This window comes from Brucella sp. GW823-FHT04E01 (assembly GCF_058796175.1).
This window is the reverse complement of record NZ_JBXAIK010000005.1, coordinates 190,843-214,512: the sequence shown is the minus strand read 5'-3', so window position 1 is coordinate 214,512 and position 23,670 is coordinate 190,843. Positions and strand designations below refer to the sequence as shown.

Here is a 23,670-nt window from a genome sequence, read left to right as displayed (position 1 = left end):
GCCACACTAGGTCATTGCAAAGGGCAGGCAGAGCATGGGCGAGCGCCAGCAGGCAGGCATAGGGGAAGGCGGCGGGCCGGGACGCGAGCGTCAGGAAGAGGCCCGGCGTATTCTCGACAGGCTCGAACGCGAGCAGACCGGTGCCGAAGGCATCGTGCGGCGCGGATTTTCCCGCACTGCGCATCATCTGGCTGCCACTGACGCCCCCGAAAATGATCCCATCGAGCTTTGGGCTACGCGGATCGGGCGCGGGCTCGGCTTCCTCATCACGCTGGCGATCATCGTCTGGCTCATTCTCTATCTCATGCAAAGCTAGGTACTCAATGACGCTTTCTGCGCCTTCGGATGCGACAACCGTTATTGTCATCTCAAGCCATGTCGTGCGCGGTTCAGTTGGCAATAGAGCCGCCGTTTTCGCGTTGGAAACGCTGGGTTTTCCCGTATGGGCCGTGCCGACCGTAGTGCTGCCATGGCATCCGGGTCATGGGCCTGCTGGACGCATCGTGCCACCGGCGGAAGAGTTTTCGCGCCTGATGCAGGATCTTCAGCGCGCACCGTGGCTTGGCGAGGTGGGTGCTGTCCTGACCGGCTATCTCGGTCATCCCGAGCAGGCGGCAGCCGTTGCCGAACTGGTCAAAGCCGTGAAGGCGAAGAATCCGGGGGCGGTCTATCTGTGCGATCCTGTCATCGGCGATGAAAAGGGGCTTTATGTCCCCGAAGCGACTGCCATGGGTATTCGCGACAAGCTTCTGCCGCTTGCCGATATCGCAACACCCAATCGTTTCGAGCTTTCATGGCTGACCGGCGTTCCGCTGGAAGACAATTCCGCCTTGATGGAGGCTGCATTGGAAGCCGGTCCGGCAACCATGCTGGTCACCTCGGCCTTTCCGCTGATGAGCGGCAGCATCGGCAATATTCTGCTCACGCCGACCATGGCGCTGATGGCCGAACATCGCCGTGTCGATGGTCCGACCAACGGTCTCGGTGATCTGACCTCTGCCGTGTTTCTGGCGCGTCGCCTGTCCGGCATGGCGGAGGAAAAGATGCTGCAGAGCACTACTGCGGCAGTGTTCGAAATCATGGCGCGCTCGGCAAAGCGCGGGGCGGACGAGCTGATGCTGGAAGCCGATGCGTCGAGCCTCGCCACGCCGATGGCCATGGTGCAGACGCGGCGGCTGATGCATCCGACCAAGGGGTTCCGCGCTTGACACTTATGGCTCCAGTGCTTGCTGGTGTTGACGGCTGTCCTCGCGGCTGGATCGCCGTGACCGGGGATGGCGGCGGTTTGCGAGCGGAAGTGTTCGGCAGTTTCTCCGCCCTGGTGGCGTCGCTTCCGGATAAAGCGATCATTGCGGTCGATATGCCGATCGGCCTGCCGGAAAAGGGCGGGCGGTCGGCGGAGCGGGCCGCACGAGCACATCTTGCCGGAAGGCAATCGAGTGTTTTTTCCATTCCGCCGCGTGCTGCTGTCTATGCCGAAGATTATCGCGAGAGCTGTTCTTTGTCGCTGGAACACACCGACCCGCCACGCAAGGTTTCCCGGCAGGCTTTCGGGCTTTTCCCGAAGATTTGCGAGATCGATGAATTGTTGCGCTGCGATCTACGGCTTGCCGAGCGTATCATCGAATCGCATCCCGAACTGGCTTTTGCGGTTTTGAATGGCATGAAGGCCATGTCCCTGCCGAAGAAGATCAAAAGCCGGGTGAATCCGGAAGGAATGGCCGAGCGCCGGGCCTTGTTGCAGCACTGCGGATTGCCGGAAGATTTTTTGAAAGGTCGCGTCCCGCGCGGTGCCAAGGAGGATGACTTTCTTGACGCCTGCGCCATGTATCTCGTGGCTGGTCGTCACGCGCGCGGTCAAGCGCACCCGCATCCTGACCATGAAGAACGCGACGCTTTCGGTCTTCGCATGGCGATATGGGCTTGAGAAGCTTGCATGAAAGCGAAAGGGATCATGCGTCCAATTGGACGCAGTCCGTTCAGTGCATTTCGATTGATCTCGGTTTTCGATAGGGATATTGGAAAAATATGGTTGATCTTCCAGACTCACTTCTCGCCGGTTATCGAACCTTCATGCGCGAGCATTTTGCCCACGAAACTTCACGATATCGCCATTTGGCCGACAAGGGACAATCACCGGAAACGCTGGTTATCGCTTGCTGTGACTCCCGTGCGGCTCCCGAAACCATCTTCAACACGGCGCCCGGCGAAATCTTCGTCCTGCGCAATGTTGCCAATCTCATTCCGCCTTACGAGCCCGATGGCGAATACCATGCTGCTTCGGCAGCACTGGAATTTGCGGTTCAGAGCCTCAAGGTGAAGAATATCGTCGTCATGGGCCATGGCCGTTGCGGCGGCATCAAGGCTGCGCTCGACACCGAAAGCGCACCGCTTTCGCCGGGTGACTTCATCGGCAAATGGATGAGCCTGATCGCGCCTGCAGCTGAAGCCATCAGTGGCAATCAGCTCATGACGCAGAGCGAGCGCCAGACCGCGCTGGAACGCATCTCGATCCGCTACTCCATCAACAATCTGCGCACATTCCCTTGCGTCGATATTCTGGAGAAGAAGGGCAAGCTCACCCTGCACGGCGCATGGTTCGATATCTCGACCGGCGAGCTGTGGGTGATGGATCACCAGACGGGTGATTTCAAACGGCCAGACGCGGCCTGATCCAGATTTAAAAAATGCTTCCTGAAACGGCTTCTCTCAGATCGAGAGGGGCCGTTTTGCCATATTTTGGCCAGCCAAAATTGACGTTTTTGTCTTCCAAACGCGAAAATTCGCATCAAAACATACAAAAATAGCCCCAAACTTTGGGGCTATTCTGTGAAACGTGAGGCTTTTCTACGGCAATTTCAGAGAGAAATTGCGATTTCAGCCTTCAGTTCTTACTTGCCGTCGATGGCCTTGCCCATGACGGCGATGGCGCGCTGGTAAACCTGTGCAGCATTCCAGCCCTGGATCGCGCCGTAGTTCGGTTCGCCTGGCTGATAGCCTGCACCGCGCTGCCAGCCATGGCCGACAAGGAAGTTCGCGGTCGAATAGAGAGCATCCGCCTTGGAGCGGGCCATGTCGATATGGCCGCTGCCGTCGCCGTCGACGCCGTATTTCAGGACGTTGACCGGCAGGAACTGCGTCTGGCCGATTTCACCATGCATGGCGCCAACCGCATTTGGATTGAGGTCCTGACGGTCGATCAGCTTGAGCGCTGCATAGAGCTGGTCGGTGAAATAATCGCTGCGGCGGCAGTCATAGGCGAGCGTCGCGACAGCCGACAGCGTATGCTGCTTGCCGAGATAGGCGCCGAAGCCTGTTTCCATGCCCCAGATCGCGAGCAGCGGTCCGGCTGGAACGCCATAACGCTTTTCGATCGCAGCGAAGAGAGCGGCGTTCTGCTGCTTCTGTGCGCGACCGCGCTTGATGATGGTATCAGCGCCGCGCTTCTGCATGAACTGTTCGAAGGAGAGCTTGAAGCTCTTCTGGTTGCGGTCGGCATTGATAGTGGCCTGCGCGTATTTGGTATTGCCAAGCGCACCGATCGCGGCCTTGCCAATGCCACGCGAAGCGGCTTCCTTCATCGTCTGCTGGAGCCAGGCATTATAACCGGCGGCATTATTGCCGCACTGGGCTGCCTCGGCAATGCCTGTTCCCGTCATCATGCCCACTGCAAGAACTGCTGCTGCCGTCCAAGACCGGCCCTTGGCAACCAATGCCATTCGTTTCTCCTTTGGAGTTGATTCGACCTCAACGCGAATTTGCCATTCCTTACACCAAATGTCATGCGGCAACGGCAAAGCGGGACGAGGCAGGTGCGAAATGCCGCGTCTCAAGCATTTTTGCACAAAAACAGCAAGCTTTTGTTGGTCCCAAAACCTTGATCGGAATTTTTCGCTTGGAAGCTGTGGCTTTCATACCTATTGCTTATGGTCTTACTGGTAAAACTTCTTTACCAGCGTTTCATAGTTGACTTTCAAAGTTCGTGACATTGACGGGGAGGACGCCACATGTCGAACGGATTTCTTGCATTATTTGCATTTCTGCCAATTCTCGTAGCCGGCGTGATGCTGGTCGGATTTCGTATTCAGGCCCGCATTGCGATGCCGGTGACCTATGTGCTGACTGTCGTGATCGCAATGGCGGTCTGGGGCATGAGCGGCAACCGGGTCATTGCCTCGACCATTCAGGGCCTGATCCAGACTGCAGGTCTGCTCTGGATCATTTTCGGTGCGATTCTGCTTCTCAATACGCTGAAATATTCTGGCGGCATTTCTGCGATCCGCTCCGGCTTTGCCCAGATCAGCCCTGACCGCCGCATTCAGGTGTTCCTGATTGCCTGGCTGTTCGGCTCGTTCATTGAGGGCGCATCCGGTTTCGGCACGCCTGCTGCGGTCGTGGCGCCGCTGATGGTGGCCGTCGGTTTTCCGGCACTTGCCGCCGTTACTTTCGGATTGATCATCCAGTCGACGCCCGTGTCGTTCGGTGCCGTCGGCACGCCGCTTATCGTCGGTGTCCAGTCAGGTCTCAATCGCGAGGCGCTGACGGCGCAATTGCAGGGCGCCGGATCGAGCTGGGAACAGTTCTTCCATATCATCACATCGGAAGTGGCTATCCTGCACGCCATCTGCGGCACGTTCATGCCGCTGTTCCTCGTGGTCATCATGACCCGCTTCTTCGGGCGCAACCGCTCTTGGACGGAAGGTCTTGCCATTCTGCCCTTCGCGCTGTTTGCGGCCTTCTCGTTCACCATTCCTTATGTGCTGAGCGCGGTTTTCCTCGGTGCTGAATTCCCGTCCATGATCGGCGGTCTCGTCGGGCTTGCGCTGGCGACGTTTGCCGCACGAGCCGGTTTCCTGATGCCGAAGCAGAGCTGGGATTTCCCTCCCGCTTCGGAGTGGCCTGCAGGCTGGGTCGGCACCGTCCAGATCAAGCTCGATGAACTGACCTCGAAGAAAATCCCGCTCGTTCTGGCATGGACCCCTTACATTCTGCTGGCGATCTTTCTGGTGGTCAGCCGTACGTTCCCGTCGGTTGGCAATGCGCTGAAGTCGATCACGTTCGTTGCCAAGGACATCATGGGCGAAACCGGTATAGGTGGTGATTTCACGCCGCTCTTCCTGCCGGGCGGTCTTCTGGTCATCGTCTGTGTGATCACCTTCTTCCTGCATCGGATGAACGGCGGACAGTTCGCCAAGGCTTTCGGTGAAAGCACAAAGACGCTGGTGGGCGCAGGCTTCGTGCTTCTGTTCACCGTGCCGATGGTGCGCGTCATGATCAATTCCGGCGTCAACGGCAAGGAACTCATCAGCATGCCGCTGATGGTTGCCGACTGGGTGGCGGTGGAAGTCGGGAATGTCTATCCGTTCTTCGCGCCGTCCGTGGGAGCGCTGGGTGCGTTCCTCGCCGGGTCCAACACGGTGTCGAACCTCATGCTCAGCCAGTTCCAGTATGGCGTGGCGGAAGGGCTTGGCATTTCCGGTGCGCTGATGGTCGCCGGTCAGTCAGTGGGCGCTGCCGCTGGCAACATGATCGCGATCCACAACGTGGTTGCAGCTTCCGCGACGGTCGGCTTGCTGGGACGTGAAGGCACGACCTTGCGCATGACCATCATTCCCACGATCTATTATGTGGTTCTGGCGGGAACGCTGCTGATGATCGGCCTTTATGTGCTGGGCATCGGCGATCCGCTTGCCGGTGTGGCCGCACAGTAAAACAAAATCGAAACCGGCCCTGTATTGGAGCGCATCCCGAAAAGTGTGAAATGGTTTTCGGAACAAGATGCGCCCAAAACAAACTGGGCCGGTTTCAGTGAGTTTCAGGCCTTTTGCTTGACATTGCGGGCTGATCACCTTAAAGCCAGCTCCAATCTATCCGCGATCTTCAGAACGCGAGCCACCGACCGGGACCCATTTGGTATAAAGCGATCCCGGAGGTCCACATCCGACAGCGCGATGCGCCCTCGGGTGCTGTATCGCTTTGGTTGCTTCTTGAACTGGCAGATAAGCGGGACGATTTATCCCTGACGAAGCATAAGCCTCTTCTCGGATTAAAAGGAAATTCGATGTTTGAATCACTTCAGGAGCGTCTTGGCTCCATCCTGAACGGCCTTACCGGACGCGGCGCTCTTTCTGAAGCCGACGTGGCCGCAGCGTTGCGCGAAGTGCGTCGCGCGCTGATCGAGGCTGACGTTTCGCTGGAAGTGGTTCGCTCCTTCACCGACCGCGTTCGTGAGAAGGCGGTTGGCGCCGAAATCCTGAAAAGCATCAAGCCCGGCCAGATGGTCGTCAAGATCGTCCATGACGAGCTTATCGAGATGCTTGGCACCGAAGGTGTCGCGATTGACCTGAACGCGCCTGCGCCTGTCGTCATCATGATGGTCGGTCTGCAGGGGTCGGGCAAGACGACCACCACCGGCAAGATCGCCAAGCGTTTGACGGAGCGCCAGCGCAAGAAGGTGTTGATGGCGTCGCTCGATACGCGCCGTCCTGCCGCACAGGAACAGCTTCGCCAGCTCGGTATTCAGACCAGTGTCGACACGCTGCCGATCATCGCCGGCCAGTCGCCGGTCGAAATCGCCAAGCGCGCCGTACAGGCTGCAAAGCTTGGCGCACACGATGTCGTCATTCTCGATACCGCAGGCCGCACGCATATTGACGAGCCGCTGATGGTGGAAATGGCGGATATCCGCAAGGCCGCCAATCCGCACGAAATCCTGCTCGTCGCCGACAGCCTGACCGGTCAGGATGCAGTCAATCTGGCGCGCAATTTCGACGAGCGCGTTGGCATTACGGGTATCGTTCTCACCCGTATGGATGGCGATGGCCGTGGCGGTGCAGCGCTTTCGATGCGTGCCATCACCGGCAAGCCGATCAAGCTGATCGCCACCGGCGAAAAGATGGATGCGCTTGAGGAATTCTATCCGAAGCGTATCGCCGACCGTATTCTCGGCATGGGCGACATTGTTTCGCTCGTGGAAAAAGCTGCTGAAAACATCGACGCGGAAAAAGCCGCAGCGATGGCCAAGAAGATGCAGTCCGGCAAGTTCGATCTCAATGATCTTGCCGATCAGCTAGGCCAGATGAAAAAGCTCGGCGGCATGGGCAGCATTATGGGCATGATGCCCGGCATGGGCGGAATGAAGGACAAGGCAGCAGCAGCCGGTCTCGACGACAAGGTGTTCGACCGCCAGCTCGCAATCATTGGCTCGATGACCAAGGCCGAGCGCGCCAATCCCGACCTTCTCAAGCACAGCCGCAAGCAGCGCATTGCCAAAGGCTCCGGCACGACTGCTGCCGATATCAACAAGCTTCTCAAGATGCATCGCCAGATGGCCGACATGATGAAAGTCATGGGCAAGGGCAAGGGCGGAATGATGAAGCAGATGATGGGGGGCCTTGCCAACAAGATGGGTCTTGGTGGCGGCCTGGGCGGAGGAATGGGCGGTATGCCCGATCTTTCCAAGATGGACCCCAAGCAGCTTGAAGCACTTGCCAAGCAGGCGGAAGCAGCCGGTCTTACCAAGGGCGGCGGTTTGCCGGGCCTTCCGGGCGGCGGTCTCCCCGGTTTGGGTGGATCGAAGCTTCCCGGTCTTGGTGGCGGTCTTCCCGGCCTGCCGAAGAAGAAGTGAGCATCATGAGCGACGAACAGAACACTGCACCGGCTGAACTTCTGGCACTGCGCGCTTCCATCGACAATATCGATGCAGCGCTGATCCATATGCTGGCCGAACGTTTTCGCTGCACCAAGGCTGTCGGTGTACTCAAGGCTGAACGCGGCCTCGCACCGGCTGATCCGGCCCGCGAAAAACGTCAGGTGGAACGTCTGCGCGCCTTGGCAACCGATGCCCATCTCGATCCCGATTTCGCCGAAAAATTCCTGAACTTCATCGTGAAGGAAGTCATTCGGCATCATGAGCATGCCGCCGCAAACCACGGCGGAAAGTAAAGCGCATCCCGAAAAGTGTGAAACGGTTTTCGGGTAAGATGCGCGTCAAAACAACAACCGTAGCTACGGTTTAACCCGTTTTGCCCCGACCATCCCTCGGGCGAAGCAATTGTCTAAAGGAAAGAAAAAATGTCTCTCAAGATTCGTCTGGCCCGCGCTGGCTCCAAGAAGCGTCCTTACTACCACATCGTTGTTGCCGACGTCCGCAGCCCGCGTGATGGCCGCTTCATCGAAACCGTTGGTGCATGGAACCCGATGCTGGCCAAGGACGCTGAACGCGTGAAGCTCGATGCCGACCGCATCCAGCATTGGATTGCACAGGGCGCACAGCCGACCGACCGCGTTCTGCGCTTCCTCGACCAGGCTGGTCTTGCAAAGCGTCCGACCCGCAGCAACCCGACCAAGGGTGAGCCGGGCAAGAAGGCTCAGGAACGTCTGGCCATGGCCAAGCAGGCTGAAGAAGAAGCTGCCGCAAAGGCCGCTGAAGCTGCCGCAGCCGCTGCTGCTCCGGCTGAAGAAGCTGCAAGCGAATAATCTTCGCGCAGCTTGCATTTTGAGAAAGCGGCGGAGCAATCCGCCGCTTTTTTGTTGGTGGTTTTGTGGGGAATAGGGGGATGTAAGTGAGGACTGCCTTGAAGCTTGCCGCAGTGCTGTCGGCATTTATTGTTGTCGCCCCTGCCGGTCCGGCGAGCGCGATGGACACGCAGGTACTTGCAACAGCTGCAGCCTCTTATGAGGACGGAGCAGCGGCTCAACAATTGGAAGACCGGCTTGCCGACCTCATTGAGGCAGGGGACAAGGCTGGTCTGGAGGCGCTCGCCACGCAAATCGAGAGGGACGACGGCCCTATTCTTGAAGCTTTGGCGGTACTGATGGAAGAGAATGGACCGGCATTAGATGGGACGAAGCCTGCTCACAGCGACGAGCTGGCGCGGTTGGCCATGGCCATGGGGCCTTGCCATCAAGCGAATATAGCTCTCAGGTCTATCGTTCTACTCGTTTCTGCGGGCGAAGCTGAACCGGTTGTCAGGAATGGTATTGTCATGATCGACGGGAGTGAAATCGATAGCACCTATGCACGCCTGATCCACATATGCGAGAAGATAAAGAAGCTTCCTGCTCATAGGCCGAGGATCGGGTCAAGATGCTCTTTCACGGGTATCTGTGGCGATGATCCCGATATGAATTGAGATATATCGGGACTGACCTTGTGGCATTCCAATGATAAGGTCAGACCATGGAACATTCTGGTGAAATCGGCTGCATCCCTGAAACCCACCGGTCGCGGCTTTGCCTTGTTGTTCAAATCGACTGGAAAACGAGTGAATTTCGTCTATCTTGTTGATTTGACGGCCCGCATTCGAGCGAATATGCGCATGCGGGTGATGAATTTGTTTCCCCGGCGCTTGGCAAAGCGCTCTTTTCAGGAGAAGTCCATGTCGGCTGCGACGGTTGCCACTTCTTTCTCTTTTCGCCGTATTTTCATCGCTCTTGGTCTGGCTGTTCTGGTTCCGCTGCTATCGGCATGCGGTTTCAACACGATCCCGACCAATGAGGAAAAGGCGAAGGCTGCCTGGGGCGAGGTGCAGAACCAGTACCAGCGCCGCGCCGATCTCGTGCCCAATCTGGTCGAGACCGTGAAAGGCTATGCCGCTCACGAACAGGAAACCCTGCAGGCTGTGATCGAGGCGCGCGCCAAGGCGACGCAGGTGCAGATCACGCCGGAAACGCTCAACAATCCGGAACTCTTCAAGCAGTTTCAGGATAATCAGGCCAATCTGACAAGCGCACTGTCGCGCCTGATGGTGGTGGTCGAGCGCTATCCGGACCTGAAAGCCAACCAGAACTTCCTTGCATTGCAGTCGCAGCTTGAAGGTACTGAAAACCGCATCGCCGTCGCACGCCGCGACTATATCGAGGCGGTTCGCGTCTACAACACGGCGCTGCGCACCATGCCGACGATGATCTGGACGTGGATCTGGTATCGCGATGCACAGCCGATGCAGAGCTTCAGTGCAGATGCAGGCAGTCAGGCCGCGCCCAAAGTCAACTTCAACTGACGGCGCGTTTCATGATGCGTTTCGGGGCGAGTGCAGCACTCTCGCGTGATCGTCGCGGTCTTGGCTGGTTGGGCTGGCCGCGACATCTCCTTGCGCTCGCTTTCCTGCTGTTTTCCGCAGCGCTGACGCTGCACACGGCGGCCCTTGCACAAGACGCGTCGACGCCTGCACAGGCATTGACCGGTCGTGTGGTGGATGCGGCGGGGATCATCGACCCCGCCGAGCGCCAGCAACTGACCCAGAAGCTTGCCGACTTTGAAGCGAAGTCATCGGATCAGGTGGTCGTGGTGACGGTCCCGAGCCTCAACGGCGAAGACATCGAAACCTATTCCAACCGTCTGTTCCGTGCCTGGGCGCTGGGGCAGAAACAGGAAAACAACGGCATATTGCTGGTGGTTGCGCCCAATGACCGTAAGGTGCGGATCGAGGTCGGCTATGGTCTCGAAGGTGTCATGACCGATGCGCTTTCAAGCGTCATCATCAATGGCACCATCATTCCCGAATTCCGTACCGGCAATTACTCGAACGGCATCGTACAGGGTGTTGACGGCATTCTTTCGGTGCTTTCCGGTGATGCCGCCGAGCTTGAAGCGCGGGCCAAGCGCAATGTGCAGTCGAGTTCCGATGATGTCGACTGGGTCTTTGTCGTCTTCATCGCCTTCTGGTGCCTGATCTTCTTCGGTGGCTTCGGCATGGCGATCCTGACGCCGGTTTTCGGACGCAAGATCGGGCCGGGCAAATATCAGTGGCTCGGCATGGTCGTCGATTACAACAATCGCGGCGGCGGCTCTGGCGGCAGGGGTGGTGGCAGCTGGGGCGGCGGCGGTGGCTGGTCGTCCGGCGGGGGAGGCGGTGGTTTCTCCGGTGGTGGCGGTTCATCCGGTGGCGGTGGCGCCTCGGGTAGCTGGTAGGGAGACGCAACGATGAAGCATCACACGCTGATTGGCGCCGAGGACCATGCCCGTATCGCCGAGGCCATCCGCAAGGCGGAAGCAGAAACCAGCGGCGAAATCTATGCCGTTCTGGCGCGCTCGAGCGATGACTATTTCTTTGCGGCGGGCTTTGTTGCGACTTGCGGCATCCTGATCGCTTCGGTGATCGCGGCCTTTCTCGCCCATTGGTACTGGTTCGATATCCGCCTGCCCATGTTCGGACTTGCGGTGCTGGCGGCGTTCCTGACTGCGATGCTGGTGCTCTGGTTCTTTCCGGCCATTCGCATGTTGCTGGTGCCGCGCCGCATCCGTTACAAGCGCGCCCATCTCAATGCGCTGCAGCAGTTTCTGGCGCGCAATGTCCATATTACGGAGCACCGCACCGGCATTCTGCTCTTTGTCTCAATGGCCGAACATTATGCCGAGGTGATCGCCGATGCGGGCATCCATGCGCGTGTCGAACAGGACGAGTGGAATGCAATCGTCGCGACGCTCATCCATCACGCCTCCCGCGCACAAATGACCGAGGGTTTCGTACTGGCTATCGGTCAGGCCGGGGTTCTGCTGGAAAAGCATTTTCCGGCAGGACCGGACAATATCAATGAGCTGGACGATCACCTGATCGAGCTCTGAGTGTCTGTTCCAAAAGTCACCATGCCGGCTGCAAATGACGTTTTTGCCACGGCCTGACGCTTTTTGATTCAGGCACTGACAGGCCGATTCATTTATCAGAATCATCTGCAACTTTAGTCGGAAATGTGGCGAAGCAGGGCTGCTGCTTGACCCTTTTGGCAGCACTTTTGAGCTGCGCGGAGAAATCCGCTGGCATATTCCGAAATTTCGCGGGAAGTTTTCGAAGTTTTGTTCCAAATTAAATGGATTAAATGCGGTCTTTCTGACTTTCCGGGAAATTTTTCGTTATTTTCAACGAATTGCCATCGAAACCAATGCCTAATCTGCTAGTTTGGCGCGCATTGCCATCATGACAGGAGTATCCGACGTGACTGCAAAGCAGGATCGGTCGAGCAAGGTTAAAGGTTCCAAGGCAAGCAAGGAGGAGAAGAAGGGAGGCAAGTCGAAGGCGCTTACGGCCTTCTCGCAGCTTCTCTTCGAATGGGCGCCGCCAGAAGATCTGGCCGCTTACGATGCTGCCGCTCTCGACAGTTCAGCCCGTCACGGCTATGCCGCCCTCGAATCCTATCGCAAGGGCAAGAGCATCATCAGCGTCGATAATGGTATCGAGCGCCATGGTCGGCCGGTGAGCGTCATCACCATCGTCAACGACAATATGCCGTTCCTGCTCGACTCCATCATGGGTGAGCTGAATGATCATGTCAGCCAGATTTTCATGGTCGTGCATCCGGTTCTGGACATTGCGCGCGAAAAGGACGAGCTGGTCATTCTGGGCGAAGCATCGCAGCTCGCGCCTGCCAAGAGCGTCGAGCGCGTCAGCCTGGTACAGATTCATCTTCCAGCCCTCGACAAGCAGGTCAAGGCCGATCTGACTGCCGCCATCAAGCGCGCGCTCGGACAGGTTCGTGCCGCTGTCAGCGACTGGAAGCCGATGTTGAAGCGCCTCGATGGCGCTATCGCCGATTACAAGCGCGTTTATGAAATGACGAGCGATCCGGCTATGCCGGAGGCCATCGCGTTTCTGGAATGGCTGCGCGATGATCGTTTCATTTTCCTCGGACTTCGCGAACTCACCTTCAAGGGTAAGGGCGACAAGCGCGAACTGGTTCCGGTCAAGGAAACGCTCGGCATTCTCAACGACAATGAAGTCCGCGTCCTGCGCAAGGATGACGACGACACGGTGACGCCGCGTGAGGTAACGGAATTCCTCGACAGCAACGAGCCGCTGATCGTGACCAAGGCGAATTCGCTTTCGCTGGTGCATCGCCGCTCCTATCTCGATTATGTCGGCGTGAAGATATTCGGCGAAAAGGGCGAAGCCATCGGCGAACTGCGCCTGGTCGGTCTCTTCACCTCGGTTGCCTATACGAGTTCGGTTGCAGGCATTCCGTTCATTCGCTCCAAGGCCGATGCCGTCATCAAGCATCTCGGGTTCAACCGCGAGGACCATTCGGGCAAGGCGCTCATCAACGTGCTGGAAGAATATCCGCGCGACGAGCTTTTCCAGATCGATGTGGAAAGCCTGACGGCCAATGCCGAGCTGATCCTTGCGCTTGGCGAACGCCCGCGTGTGCGTGCCGTTCCGCGTCTCGATCGCTTTGGCCGCTTTGCGACCGTGCTGGTCTATATCCCGCGTGACCGTTACGACTCGGTCGTGCGCGAGAAGATCGGACACTATCTCGTTGATATCTATGGCGGCGACAGTTTCGAATTCCACCCGGTCTTCCTGCAGAACGGCCTGACGCGCGTTCAGTTCGTCATCCGCCGTCACGAGCGCTCCACACCGCATGTGGATCGCGAAGCGCTGGAAGCCGAAGTGCGCGCCATTGTCCGCACATGGGACGATGCGGTTCGTGAAAGCTCTGACAGTGCAGACGCAAAGACGGTCGCGCTTGCTGCAAGCTTCCCGCCATCCTATCGCGAAATCTTCACGGCACCGGAAGCGCTGGTCGATGCGGAGCGCATCGCTGGCCTCAGCGCAGAGGCTCCGCTTTTCGTGGACTTCTATCGTTATCGCACCGATGGTCCTGATGCGGTTTCGCTGAAGCTTTATCATCACGGTGCGCCGGTTGTTCTGTCGCAGCGTGTGCCGCTTCTGGAAAACATGGGCTTCCGTGTCGTCAGCGAGCAGACCATCGACCTGCCGCATGCTGGCAAGGACGGCGCTGCCGTTTACGTGCACGACATGCAGCTCGTGAACGCCTATGGCGCTCCCGTCGATCTTTCCGACGATGGCGAGATGCTGGAAGATGTGTTCCGCAATGTCTGGGACGGTCTGGCTGACAATGACGGCTATAACGCGCTGGTGCAGACCGCACGCCTGACGGCACGCCAGATCATGATCCTGCGTTCCTATGGCCGTTATCTGCAACAGGCGGGCATTGCCTATTCGCAGGGCTTCATCGCGGCCGCACTGAACCGTTATCCTGAAATCGCCAGCGATCTCTATTCGCTGTTCGATCTGCGCTTCAACCCATCGGCCAAGCGCCGTGATGCGGCTGAAAAGAAGCTGGTCGATGCTATTGAGACCGCATTGCTTGGCGTGCCGAGCATCGATGACGACCAGATTTTGCGCCGTTTCCGCAATCTGATCGAAGCGACGCTGCGCACCAATGCCTATCAGCCGGATGCCGACGGCAAGCCGCGTGTCACCTTTGCCTTCAAGCTCAATCCGCGTCTGGTCGAAGGCCTGCCGGACCCGCGCCCTTATCGCGAAATCTTCGTCTATGGGCCGGAAGTGGAAGGCGTGCATCTGCGCTTCGGCGCTGTCGCCCGTGGTGGTCTGCGCTGGTCGGACCGCGCACAGGATTATCGCACCGAAGTGCTGGGCCTCGTGAAGGCACAGCAGGTCAAGAATGCGGTGATCGTGCCGGTTGGTGCCAAGGGCGGCTTCTATCCGAAGCGTTTGCCGGTTGGCGGCGATCGCAATGCCGTGTTTGAAGCTGGTCGCGATGCCTACAAGGTGTTCATCTCCACGCTTCTGTCGGTCACCGACAATATCGAGGACAATCATGTCGTGCCGCCGGCGGAAGTCGTGCGCCATGACAATGATGATCCTTATTTCGTCGTTGCTGCCGACAAGGGCACGGCCACTTTCTCCGATACGGCCAATGCCATCAGCCAGGCACATGATTTCTGGCTGGACGATGCCTTCGCATCCGGCGGTTCCGCCGGTTATGACCACAAGGGCATGGGCATTACCGCGCGCGGCGCATGGGAAGCCGTGAAGCGGCATTTCCGCGAATTCGACACGGATATCCAGACCGAGCCTTTCACTGTTGCCGGTGTGGGTGATATGTCGGGCGATGTGTTCGGCAACGGCATGCTGCTTTCCGAACAGATCAAGCTGGTGGCTGCGTTCGACCATCGCGATATTTTCATCGATCCTAACCCGGTTCCAGCCGACGGCTTTGCCGAGCGCAAGCGTCTGTTCGAATTGCCGCGTTCGAGCTGGCAGGACTATGACCGCTCCAAGCTTTCGGCTGGCGGTGGCATCTATAGTCGCAGCCAGAAGACGATTACCTTGTCGGCAGAAGCTGCTGCGGCCATCGGCCTTGGAAAGACCTCCGGCACGCCGCAGGAAATCATGACCGCGATCCTGAAATCGAAGGTCGATCTCCTCTGGTTCGGCGGTATCGGCACCTATATCCGCTCCTCCGCTGAAACGGATGCACAGGTTGGCGACCGCGCCAATGACGCGATCCGCATCACCGGCTCGGAAGTCGGTGCACGGGTGATCGGCGAAGGCGCCAATCTCGGCGCGACCCAGCGCGGGCGCATCGAATATGCGCTGGCGGGCGGTCGTGGTAATACCGATGCCATCGACAATTCGGCAGGCGTCAACTGCTCGGACGTCGAGGTCAACATCAAGATCGCTCTGGCTGCTGCCATGCGTTCGGGTAATCTCAAGCGCCCGGCACGCAACAAGCTTCTGGTCAGCATGACCGACGATGTGTCTGAACTGGTTCTGCGCAACAACTATCTGCAGCCGCTGGCGCTTTCGCTCAGCGAAAGGCAAGGTCTGGCGGAGTTGCCCTATCAGGCACGGTTCATGGCGGAGCTGGAAAACCGCAAGCTTCTCGACCGCAAGGTCGAGTATCTGCCGTCCGATGCGCTGCTGGCCGAACGCCAGAAGGCAGGCCAGCCGCTGACGCGTCCGGAACTGGCGGTTCTGCTTGCTTATGCCAAGCTGTCGCTGTCGGATGATCTGGTGGCAAGCCAGCTTCCGGACGAACCTTACTTCCAGTCGCTGCTGTTCGGCTATTTCCCGAAGCGCATGACCAAGACTTATGCCGAGGAAATCTCCGGTCATCGTCTGCGCCGTGAAATCGTCGCTACTTTGCTGGCAAACGATGTCATCAACCGTGGCGGTATCACCTTCATCAGCCGTCTGGCCGATACGACGGGCAAGTCGCCTGCCGATATCGTGCGTGCCTATGTGGCGGTGCGCGACGGTTTCGAGATCGATGCGATCTATGACGCCATTGATGCGCTCGACAGCAAGGTGCCGGGCGATGTGCAGAACCAGTTCTACCATCTCGTCGGCGAAATGCTGCAGGCGACGACGGCCTGGGTGCTGCGCAACGATACGACACGCGCCAACCTGACGGAACTGGTGGATACGATCACCAGGGCACGTGCCGAACTGGAACCGCGTTTCGACGGCCTGATGCCGGAATATCTGAAGAGCACGCTTCAGGCCGACAAGGCCGCTTTCGTGGAAAAGGGTGCACCAGAAAAGCTGGCTCAGCGTCTTGCCAATCTGCAGCTTGCAGGCATCATGCCGGACATTGCCCTGATCGCGCATCTGGCCGGTGCCGACCGGGTGGTGACCGCCAAGACCTATTTCGGTGTTTCGGAAGCCTTCCGCATTGGTCGCATCGAGGAAGCCGCGCGTTCCATCCCCGTCACGGACTATTATGACGGGCTTGCTCTGTCACGAGCAAGCGATACGATCACGCAGGCCGCGCGCGGCATCACCATTGCGGCGCTCAAGCGTTTTGCCAAGGACAAGGACCCGGCAGCAGCCTGGTTCGCAGCCGATGGTGCGCGTATCGAGCAGGTGAAAAACCGTATGGTGGCGCTGACGGAAGGTGGTGACCTGACAGTCTCGCGACTGGCGGTTGCAGCGGGCCTGATGTCCGATCTGGCGCAATAGAAAACAACGACATAATCTTGCAAAAGGGCGGCTTCGGTCGCCCTTTTTGTTTCTTTTGAAACAGCATTTCGGGTTATATGGTACCGCTGATAAAAGCGAAGTATCCAACCGACTGGCCGGTCAATGGTTGGACCAACTTCTTGTCCGGGGGAAGGAACAAACAATTGAGCGATCAGGTTCTGCCTGCTCGGGGCTATGCCTCGCGGCGCGGCATATGGGGCTGGATATTCTTCGACTGGGCGGCACAGCCATTTTTCACGGTTATTGTCACCTTCATTTTCGGTCCATACTTCATCTCCCGCATGGCCGACACACCTGAAGCCGGGCAGATTGCCTGGGGCTATGGTATCGCTGCCGCAGGTTTTGTGATCGCTGTTCTTTCGCCTGTTCTGGGGTCGATTGCCGACAAGACAGGCTCCCGCAAACCATGGATCGGCTTTTTTGCTGTTCTCAAGATCGTTGGACTCATGACGCTCTGGTTTGCGGTGCCCGGTGCGAACCTGTTCTGGGTGCTTCTGGCTTTCAGTATCGCGATGGTCTCGGCGGAGTTTTCAATCGTTTTCAACGATTCCATGATGCCGCGGCTCGTCCCGCGCAGCGAGATCGGCAGGGTGTCCAATCTGGCCTGGGGGCTTGGCTATCTGGGTGGTGTTCTGGTGCTGATCTTCGTGGTGGTTTTTCTGGCTGCATCACCCGACACAGGCAAGACGCTGATTGGGCTTCCGCCACTCTTCGGCCTCGACCCCGTCAGCGGCGAAGATGCCCGCATCACCGGCCCCATAGCGGCACTCTGGTATCTTGTTTTCATCATGCCGATGTTTCTGTTTACACCCGATCAGGCGCGCGGGCAGCCGCTGCGTCAGGCAATCGGCAGCGGTCTGGCGGAACTCAAATCGACGCTGCGGGAAGTGCGCGAACATCCGGGGATCACGCGCTTTCTGGCCGCCCGCCTTTTCTATCAGGACGGGCTCAATGCCATTGTCGCGCTCGGCGCCGGTTATGCCGCTTCATTGTTTCAATGGAGCATCAACGAGATTGGCCTCTTCGGCATGATCACCAATGTGTCGGCGATCCTGAGCTGCCTTGTCGCGGCGCGCCTCGATATCAGGCTCGGCTCCAAGATCATCGTCATCGGATCGCTGGTGCTTTTGCTGCTGGCTTCGCTCGGTATCGTTTCCACCGGAACGCATTATCTGCTGTTCGGTCTGGTGCCTGTCAGCTATCCGGAGGCAAAAGGCTTGTTCTCGACAGCTTCGGAACAGGCTTTCCTCATCTACGGGCTGACGATCGGCGTCGCGCTTGGGCCTATACAGGCCTCGTCCCGGTCGTGGTTTGCGCGCAGCATCAAGCCGGAGGAATCGGGTCGATATTTCGGCATCTATGCGCTGGCGGGGCGTGCGACGAGTTTTCTCGGACCGTTTCTGGTTGCGACGATCACTGCGCTCAGCGGCTCGGCTGCACTTGGCATGTCGGTGCTGCTGCTGTTCTTCGCCGTCGGGCTCTATCTGGCGGCCATAACGCCTTACCCCGCCGACAAGCCGCTTGCATCCGGCCCGCTGTAACGGGCCGGAATCTGACTTTTATTCGATCCAGCCGAGTGAACGCTGAACCGCTTTTTCCCATGCGTTGAACAAGCGCGTGCGCTCGTCTACGGGCATTCGCGGATGCCAGCGATGGCCCACCTGCCAGTTTTCCACGATGTCGTGCGTGGATTTCCAGTAGCCGACGGCAAGCCCTGCCGCATAGGCAGCACCCAGCGCCGTCGTCTCGATAATTTTCGGGCGCACGACCGGCACATCCAGAATGTCGGACTGGAACTGCATGAGCAGTTCGTTGATGGTCATGCCGCCATCGGCGCGCAACTCCGTGATTTCGACGCCTGAATCCTTCACCATCGCATCGAGCACTTCGCGCACCTGATAGGCGCTCGCTTCCAGGGCCGCCCGGGCAACGTGCCCCTTGTTGGCGAAGCGGGTGAGGCCTGCAATAATGCCGCGCGCTGAATCCTGCCAATGCGGTGCAAAGAGGCCGGAAAAGGCGGGAACGAAATAGACGTCGCCATTGTCCTCGACGGTACGCGCCAGCGTTTCGATGTCGCTGCTGTTCTTGATGATGCCGAGATTGTCGCGCAGCCATTGCACCAGGGCGCCGGTAATGGCGATGGAGCCTTCCAGCGCATAAACCGGCTTGGCGCCGTCGAGCTTGTAGGCAACCGTGGTCAGCAGGCCGTAATTGGAGGGCACCAGTTTCTCGCCGGTGTTCATCAGCATGAAGCAGCCCGTGCCATAGGTGTTCTTGGCTTCGCCCGGTTCCAGACATGCCTGACCGAAGAGCGCTGCCTGCTGGTCGCCCAGAATGCCCGCAAGTTTTACACCGGAAAGGGAGGGCAGGGTGATCTCGCCATAGACTTCGCTTGAAGAGCGGATTTCCGGCAGGCAGGCTGACGGAATATCGAAAAGACGAAGTATGTCTTCATCCCATTGCAGCGTCGAAAGATCCATCAGCTGGGTGCGGGAAGCATTGGTCACATCGGTGATGTGGATGCCGCCATCGGTGCCGCCGGTCAGGTTCCAGACCAGCCATGTATCGATTGTGCCGAAAAGTGCGTCTCCGGCTGCGGCCTTTTCACGCGCACCCGGAACATTGTCGAGTATCCAGCGCAGCTTGAGCCCGGAGAAATAGGTCGAGATCGGCAGGCCGGTCTTGGCACGCAGCTGGTCTGCGCCGCCGTCCTTCGTGTACCGGGAAACAAGTTCGTCGGTGCGCGTATCCATCCAGACGATTGCATTATAGAGCGGCGCACCGGTTTTCCTGTCCCAAAGCAGTGTGGTCTCGCGCTGATTGGTGATGCCGACGGAAGCGATATCACTTGCCTTCAGTTTTGCTTTTTTGAGTGCGGCGGCAATGACGTGCTGTGTGTTGCGCCAGATTTCTATCGGATTGTGTTCGACCCAGCCCGCCTTTGGATAAATCTGCTCATGTTCGCGCTGGTCGCTCGCGACGATATCGCCCTGCCTGTCGAAAATGATGAAACGCGAACTCGTGGTTCCCTGGTCGATGGAACCGATAAACTGCGTCATGGGGCGGGCTCCTCCGTTGATCCGGTCTATGCTGAAAACGAATTTAAACGAAACAATATGAAACTCAATGAAAACGAGGCCCCGGAATGGTTGGTTCCGGGGCCTCGATATATACTTTTTATAAGGGGTTAGAGCATTTCCAGCAAAAGTGCGGAGCGGTTTTGCGCAGGATAATGCGTAAAAGCTCTAATGGCGGAAGTGACGCATCCCCGTCATGACCATGGCGATGCCGTGTTCGTCGGCAGCGGCGATCACTTCATCGTCCCGCATGGAACCTCCCGGCTGGATGACTGCGGTTGCACCGGCCTGAACGGCGGAAAGCAGACCGTCGGCAAACGGGAAGAACGCGTCGGAAGCGACCACGCAGCCCTTGGTGAGCGGTTCTGCAAGACCGGCGGCTTCTGCTGCGTCTTCAGCCTTGCGGGCTGCGATGCGGGCTGAATCCACGCGGCTCATCTGGCCTGCGCCGATGCCGACCGTTGCGCCGTCCTTCACATAGACGATGGCGTTCGACTTCACATGCTTGCCGACGCGGAAGGCGAATTTCATATCGTTGAGTTCGGCTTCGGTCGGCGCACGTTTGGTGACGACCTTGAGATCGAGATCGTCGACCACACCATTGTCGCGCGACTGGACCAGCAAACCACCGGCAACCGTCTTGGCGGCAATGCCCTTGGCGCGCGGGTCCGGCAGGCCGCCGGTGACGAGCAGACGGAGGTTCTTCTTGGCAGCAACAATGGCCTGTGCGCCTTCGGTGGCATCCGGAGCGATAATGACTTCGGTGAAGATCTTTACGATCTCTTCAGCGGCTTCCTCATCGAGCATCTTGTTAAGCGCGACGATGCCGCCGAACGCCGAAACCGGATCGCAGGCGAGTGCCTTCAAATAAGCTTCCTTGATGGTGGCTGCTTCTGCAACGCCGCAAGGATTGGCGTGCTTGATGATGGCGACGGCTGCGGTGCGGGCAGGGTCGAATTCTGCGACGAGTTCGAAAGCCGCATCGGTGTCGTTGATGTTGTTGTAGGAGAGCTGCTTGCCCTGAAGCTGGGTCGCGGTGGCAACACCGGGGCGCTTCTCGCCAGTGAGATAAAAGCCAGCCGTCTGGTGCGGGTTTTCTCCGTAGCGCATGACGGAATGCAGCTTGCCTGCGACCGAGCGATAGACCGGAGTTTCTTCGTTGATCGCTTCGGCAAACCAGTTGGAAATGGCTGCGTCATAGGCTGCTGTGCGCGAGAAGGCCTTGGCGGCAAGTTTCTTGCGGAAGGCAAGCGGCAGGGAGCCTGCATGCTTTTCCAGTTCAGCGACGACGTCGGCATAGTCGGCAGGATCGACGACCGTGGCGACATAGGCGTGGTTCTTGGCCGAAGCGCGGATCATCGCGGGGCCACCAATGTCGATGTTTTCGACGGTCGTGTCGTAGTCGCCGCCCTTGAAGCGGACTTCCTCGAACGGATAGAGATTGATGACGGCAAGATCGATGCCGCCGATGCCGTGTTCTTCCATGGCCGCGACGTGTTCCGGATCGTTGCGCACGGCGAGCAGGCCGCCATGGACCGCCGGATGCAGCGTCTTGACGCGTCCGTCCATGATTTCCGGGAAGCCGGTTACTTCGGATACATCCTTCACCGGAATGCCTTCAGCGGCAATCGACTTGGCGGTGCCGCCGGTCGAGAGGATTTCGACACCTTGCGCGTGAAGCGCTTTGGCGAAATCGATCAGGCCGGTTTTGTCGGAAACGGAAAGGAGGGCGCGGCGCACCCGATGAAGATCGGGAGCGGGAATATGCTTGGAGCTGACAGCCATAGGGAGTTGGTCTCTTCGTTGCTGAAACGGATGCGTTCAGGAAAGTGGACGGCTCGCCCTAACACAGGCGCGCCGAGAATCCTATCGCAAAAGGCCGGAAAAGAACGGTGAAGAGGTATTTCTTGCCCCGCATTCGATCCCATTGACCCTCGACCCTTCGAGACGGCGCTACCGCGCCTCCTCAGGATGAGGGGTTGAGAGCGAATTATACGTAACTGCCGAGTGCGACGCGGCTGAACTGCCAGTTCACTTCCGGCAATTCTGATGCCGGGAAGGAGAGCACGATCTGCTTCGATGTCACGGGGCCACGGAAGCCCGCAAAGAAGATCGAATCTTCCAGTTGCGGCGCAACTTCAAAACAGGAGAAGACCCAGGTATCGTCGCGATCCGCCGACAGAACGATCAATCCGTTCTCATCGAAGGAAATATCGACCGACGGATGCAGATGGAAACGCACCGCAATATTGTCGCGTCCGTTCGCCTTCAACGGACGGCCATCGCCGCGATAAAAGCGGTCTGCGCCCTGAATGACGCTGCCATTGTGCGACAGCACAAGACGACGTTCGTGATAGATGCCGAACAGGCGCGCATAGCCGTCATGGCTGGCAACAAAGCCCTGTCGTCCCATTTCCTCGATCCGGTCACGCTGCACGCGGGTCGGGCCTGCAATGATCGGCGTGCCGATCATGTTGGAGAGACCCGCATTGAGGCTGAAGCGGCACGAGGACGTGTCGTTGATGGTGGCCGTGGAGTGCGCAGCCGTGGAACGGCCTAATGGACGAAATTCCGGCGGACCGAAACGGTCGATACCGGAATTGACGATATAGCGCTGGCGCCCGGAGGACATTTCGAAGGCGAGGCAGCCGGCATGGGCATCCCGCGAAGCTGTGACCGGCGGCGGCAGTCCGGTATCGGCGATGATGGTGGTCGAACCCATCGAAAGCCGTTCATAGCCGGAATAGGGTGCATGGGTCAGCGGCGATCCAGCGGTCTCGTCATGCCGGAGAACCGAGATGATGCGTTCCGGCATGGTGGGGCCGACGCCGTTGAAAAGCGCAAGGCTACCATCCTGATGGCGGAAGAAGCGCAGGGCCGGCAACATGCGCTCGACGGCTTCGATCAGCGCCTTGGGCGGGGCTTCCGTGCCATTGGCATAGGTCTGGCGGAGCGGCAAAAGATCGGCCAGCAGTTCCAGAACCGTAACGGGGTTGCGCGAGATATGTCCGCCATCGGGCAGAATCTGGCGTTTCAGCTCATACTCCAGATTGCGCCGGGCGGCGCGTGCCGTCGGTGGCGAAACGGGCAGAGCCAGAGCGGCGAATGCCAACGCGATACGGGCGCGCAACCGTTCCTCGCCATCATCCATGGCGGCGGCGACGGTGCGCAGATAACGCACCTGCATGGCAAGCGAGCGCATGAAGCGGCGATAGGCGGGGAGTTCGGCGCCCGACAGAATAAGGTTTGAATGCTGAAGCCAGGCGATGATGCGCTGGGCAGTGACTTCCGGCGACCAGGCGATGCCGCCGATGCGCTTGCCGAACATGCGCATCCAGTCATCGACGAGCGCGCGCGCATTAGCGGTTGCCAGTTCGCTATTGGCGCTTTTCAAATGACGCAGCCAGCCGAAACTCTGAAGCGCTGCTTCCCATTCTGGCGTCGGCGGTTCGACGGCGAAAGGCGACAATCCGCCCGTTTCGACCAGACGACCGGCCAGCGCAAAACGGCCATGATAGAATTCCTGTGCCAATTGCGGGTCTGCTACGCGCAGATCAGGCGGTGCGATCAGGATACGGTCGGGGGTGAAGCCGGTGAAGCGCCAGCGATAAAGCGGCCCCATGCGCAGACGGCGGCTGAACTTGCGCCAAGCCTGTGCAACGGCCAGTCCCCAAAGATGTGGGGTTTCGCTGAGGGCGACTGCCACCCGGTCTTTCTCCGTATCGTTTGTCATTATTGTTTGGCCAGATCGAACAGCCAGTTCCTTTGATACAATTGTACAGAAATGGTGAATCGAGCGTTAACCATAACGGGTATCGCGACCCGTTATGGCAAATTATACGATT

At 58.6% G+C, this 23,670-nt stretch carries 19 protein-coding genes; 15 read left to right on the top strand and 4 right to left on the bottom strand.

Annotated elements, in window-relative coordinates; genetic code table 11:
- Nucleotides 1-34: 34 nt before the first annotated feature.
- The 4 genes from AC1RHM_RS20730 (at nucleotide 35) to AC1RHM_RS20715 (ending at nucleotide 2,673) form a co-directional block, all read left to right on the top strand.
- A complete protein-coding gene (locus tag AC1RHM_RS20730; protein ID WP_010661500.1) occupies nucleotides 35-316 on the top strand; it encodes a hypothetical protein in 282 nt (93 codons plus the stop codon).
- Between the two features lie 7 nt (nucleotides 317-323).
- Nucleotides 324-1,208: a pyridoxal kinase PdxY gene (gene pdxY / locus AC1RHM_RS20725; protein ID WP_010661499.1), complete on the top strand. Its 885-nt coding sequence runs from the start codon at nucleotides 324-326 to the stop codon at nucleotides 1,206-1,208.
- Between the two features lie 5 nt (nucleotides 1,209-1,213).
- Nucleotides 1,214-1,927 (top strand): DUF429 domain-containing protein, encoded by a 714-nt coding sequence (locus AC1RHM_RS20720; protein ID WP_010661498.1) that lies wholly within the window; start codon nucleotides 1,214-1,216, stop codon nucleotides 1,925-1,927.
- A gap of 101 nt (nucleotides 1,928-2,028) precedes the next feature.
- Nucleotides 2,029-2,673 carry a carbonic anhydrase gene (locus AC1RHM_RS20715; protein WP_010661497.1) on the top strand — a complete coding sequence of 215 codons (645 nt, stop codon included), beginning with the start codon at nucleotides 2,029-2,031 and terminating at the stop codon, nucleotides 2,671-2,673.
- Nucleotides 2,674-2,891: 218 nt separating this feature from the next.
- Here AC1RHM_RS20715 and AC1RHM_RS20710 read toward each other — a convergent pair whose 3' ends face one another.
- Nucleotides 2,892-3,719, bottom strand: coding sequence for a lytic murein transglycosylase (locus tag AC1RHM_RS20710; protein ID WP_010661496.1), 828 nt, complete (start codon nucleotides 3,717-3,719; stop codon nucleotides 2,892-2,894).
- Between AC1RHM_RS20710 and AC1RHM_RS20705 the strand changes: the two genes are divergently transcribed.
- From AC1RHM_RS20705 to AC1RHM_RS20655, 11 genes are all read left to right on the top strand, one after another.
- Complete coding sequence (locus AC1RHM_RS20705; protein WP_155243315.1) at nucleotides 3,713-3,970, top strand: hypothetical protein; 258 nt, start codon at nucleotides 3,713-3,715, stop codon at nucleotides 3,968-3,970. The genes AC1RHM_RS20710 and AC1RHM_RS20705 overlap by 7 nt on opposite strands.
- Nucleotides 3,971-4,007: 37 nt before the next feature.
- Complete coding sequence (locus tag AC1RHM_RS20700; protein WP_010661495.1) at nucleotides 4,008-5,711, top strand: L-lactate permease; 1,704 nt, start codon at nucleotides 4,008-4,010, stop codon at nucleotides 5,709-5,711.
- Nucleotides 5,712-6,061: 350 nt separating this feature from the next.
- Complete coding sequence (ffh, locus tag AC1RHM_RS20695; RefSeq protein ID WP_010661494.1) at nucleotides 6,062-7,627, top strand: signal recognition particle protein; 1,566 nt, start codon at nucleotides 6,062-6,064, stop codon at nucleotides 7,625-7,627.
- Between the two features lie 5 nt (nucleotides 7,628-7,632).
- Nucleotides 7,633-7,944 (top strand): chorismate mutase, encoded by a 312-nt coding sequence (locus AC1RHM_RS20690; protein WP_010661493.1) that lies wholly within the window; start codon nucleotides 7,633-7,635, stop codon nucleotides 7,942-7,944.
- Nucleotides 7,945-8,073: 129 nt separating this feature from the next.
- Nucleotides 8,074-8,478, top strand: coding sequence for a 30S ribosomal protein S16 (rpsP, locus tag AC1RHM_RS20685; protein ID WP_010661492.1), 405 nt, complete (start codon nucleotides 8,074-8,076; stop codon nucleotides 8,476-8,478).
- Between the two features lie 86 nt (nucleotides 8,479-8,564).
- The gene (locus tag AC1RHM_RS20680) at nucleotides 8,565-9,134 is read left to right on the top strand and encodes a hypothetical protein (RefSeq protein ID WP_085982334.1); all 570 of its coding nucleotides are present in this window, start codon (nucleotides 8,565-8,567) and stop codon (nucleotides 9,132-9,134) included.
- Between the two features lie 246 nt (nucleotides 9,135-9,380).
- Nucleotides 9,381-10,004, top strand: coding sequence for a LemA family protein (locus AC1RHM_RS20675; RefSeq protein WP_010661490.1), 624 nt, complete (start codon nucleotides 9,381-9,383; stop codon nucleotides 10,002-10,004).
- A gap of 11 nt (nucleotides 10,005-10,015) precedes the next feature.
- A complete protein-coding gene (locus AC1RHM_RS20670) occupies nucleotides 10,016-10,915 on the top strand; it encodes a TPM domain-containing protein (protein ID WP_010661489.1) in 900 nt (299 codons plus the stop codon).
- Nucleotides 10,916-10,927: 12 nt separating this feature from the next.
- On the top strand, nucleotides 10,928-11,569 hold the full coding sequence (locus AC1RHM_RS20665; RefSeq protein WP_010661488.1) for a TPM domain-containing protein: 642 nt from the start codon (nucleotides 10,928-10,930) through the stop codon (nucleotides 11,567-11,569).
- 367 nt (nucleotides 11,570-11,936) lie between these two features.
- Nucleotides 11,937-16,727, top strand: a complete 4,791-nt coding sequence (locus AC1RHM_RS20660; RefSeq protein WP_010661487.1) for an NAD-glutamate dehydrogenase — start codon at nucleotides 11,937-11,939, stop codon at nucleotides 16,725-16,727.
- A 164-nt stretch (nucleotides 16,728-16,891) separates the two neighbouring features.
- Nucleotides 16,892-18,289, top strand: coding sequence for an MFS transporter (locus tag AC1RHM_RS20655; RefSeq protein WP_010661486.1), 1,398 nt, complete (start codon nucleotides 16,892-16,894; stop codon nucleotides 18,287-18,289).
- A gap of 18 nt (nucleotides 18,290-18,307) precedes the next feature.
- On the opposite strand, the gene glpK is transcribed toward AC1RHM_RS20655, so the two are convergent.
- The 3 genes from glpK to AC1RHM_RS20640 form a co-directional block, all read right to left on the bottom strand.
- The gene (gene glpK, locus AC1RHM_RS20650; RefSeq protein WP_010661485.1) at nucleotides 18,308-19,807 is read right to left on the bottom strand and encodes a glycerol kinase GlpK; all 1,500 of its coding nucleotides are present in this window, start codon (nucleotides 19,805-19,807) and stop codon (nucleotides 18,308-18,310) included.
- 186 nt (nucleotides 19,808-19,993) lie between these two features.
- Complete coding sequence (purH, locus tag AC1RHM_RS20645) at nucleotides 19,994-21,610, bottom strand: bifunctional phosphoribosylaminoimidazolecarboxamide formyltransferase/IMP cyclohydrolase (RefSeq protein ID WP_010661484.1); 1,617 nt, start codon at nucleotides 21,608-21,610, stop codon at nucleotides 19,994-19,996.
- 205 nt (nucleotides 21,611-21,815) lie between these two features.
- The gene (locus AC1RHM_RS20640; protein ID WP_010661483.1) at nucleotides 21,816-23,558 is read right to left on the bottom strand and encodes a heparinase II/III family protein; all 1,743 of its coding nucleotides are present in this window, start codon (nucleotides 23,556-23,558) and stop codon (nucleotides 21,816-21,818) included.
- Nucleotides 23,559-23,670 lie beyond the last annotated feature (112 nt).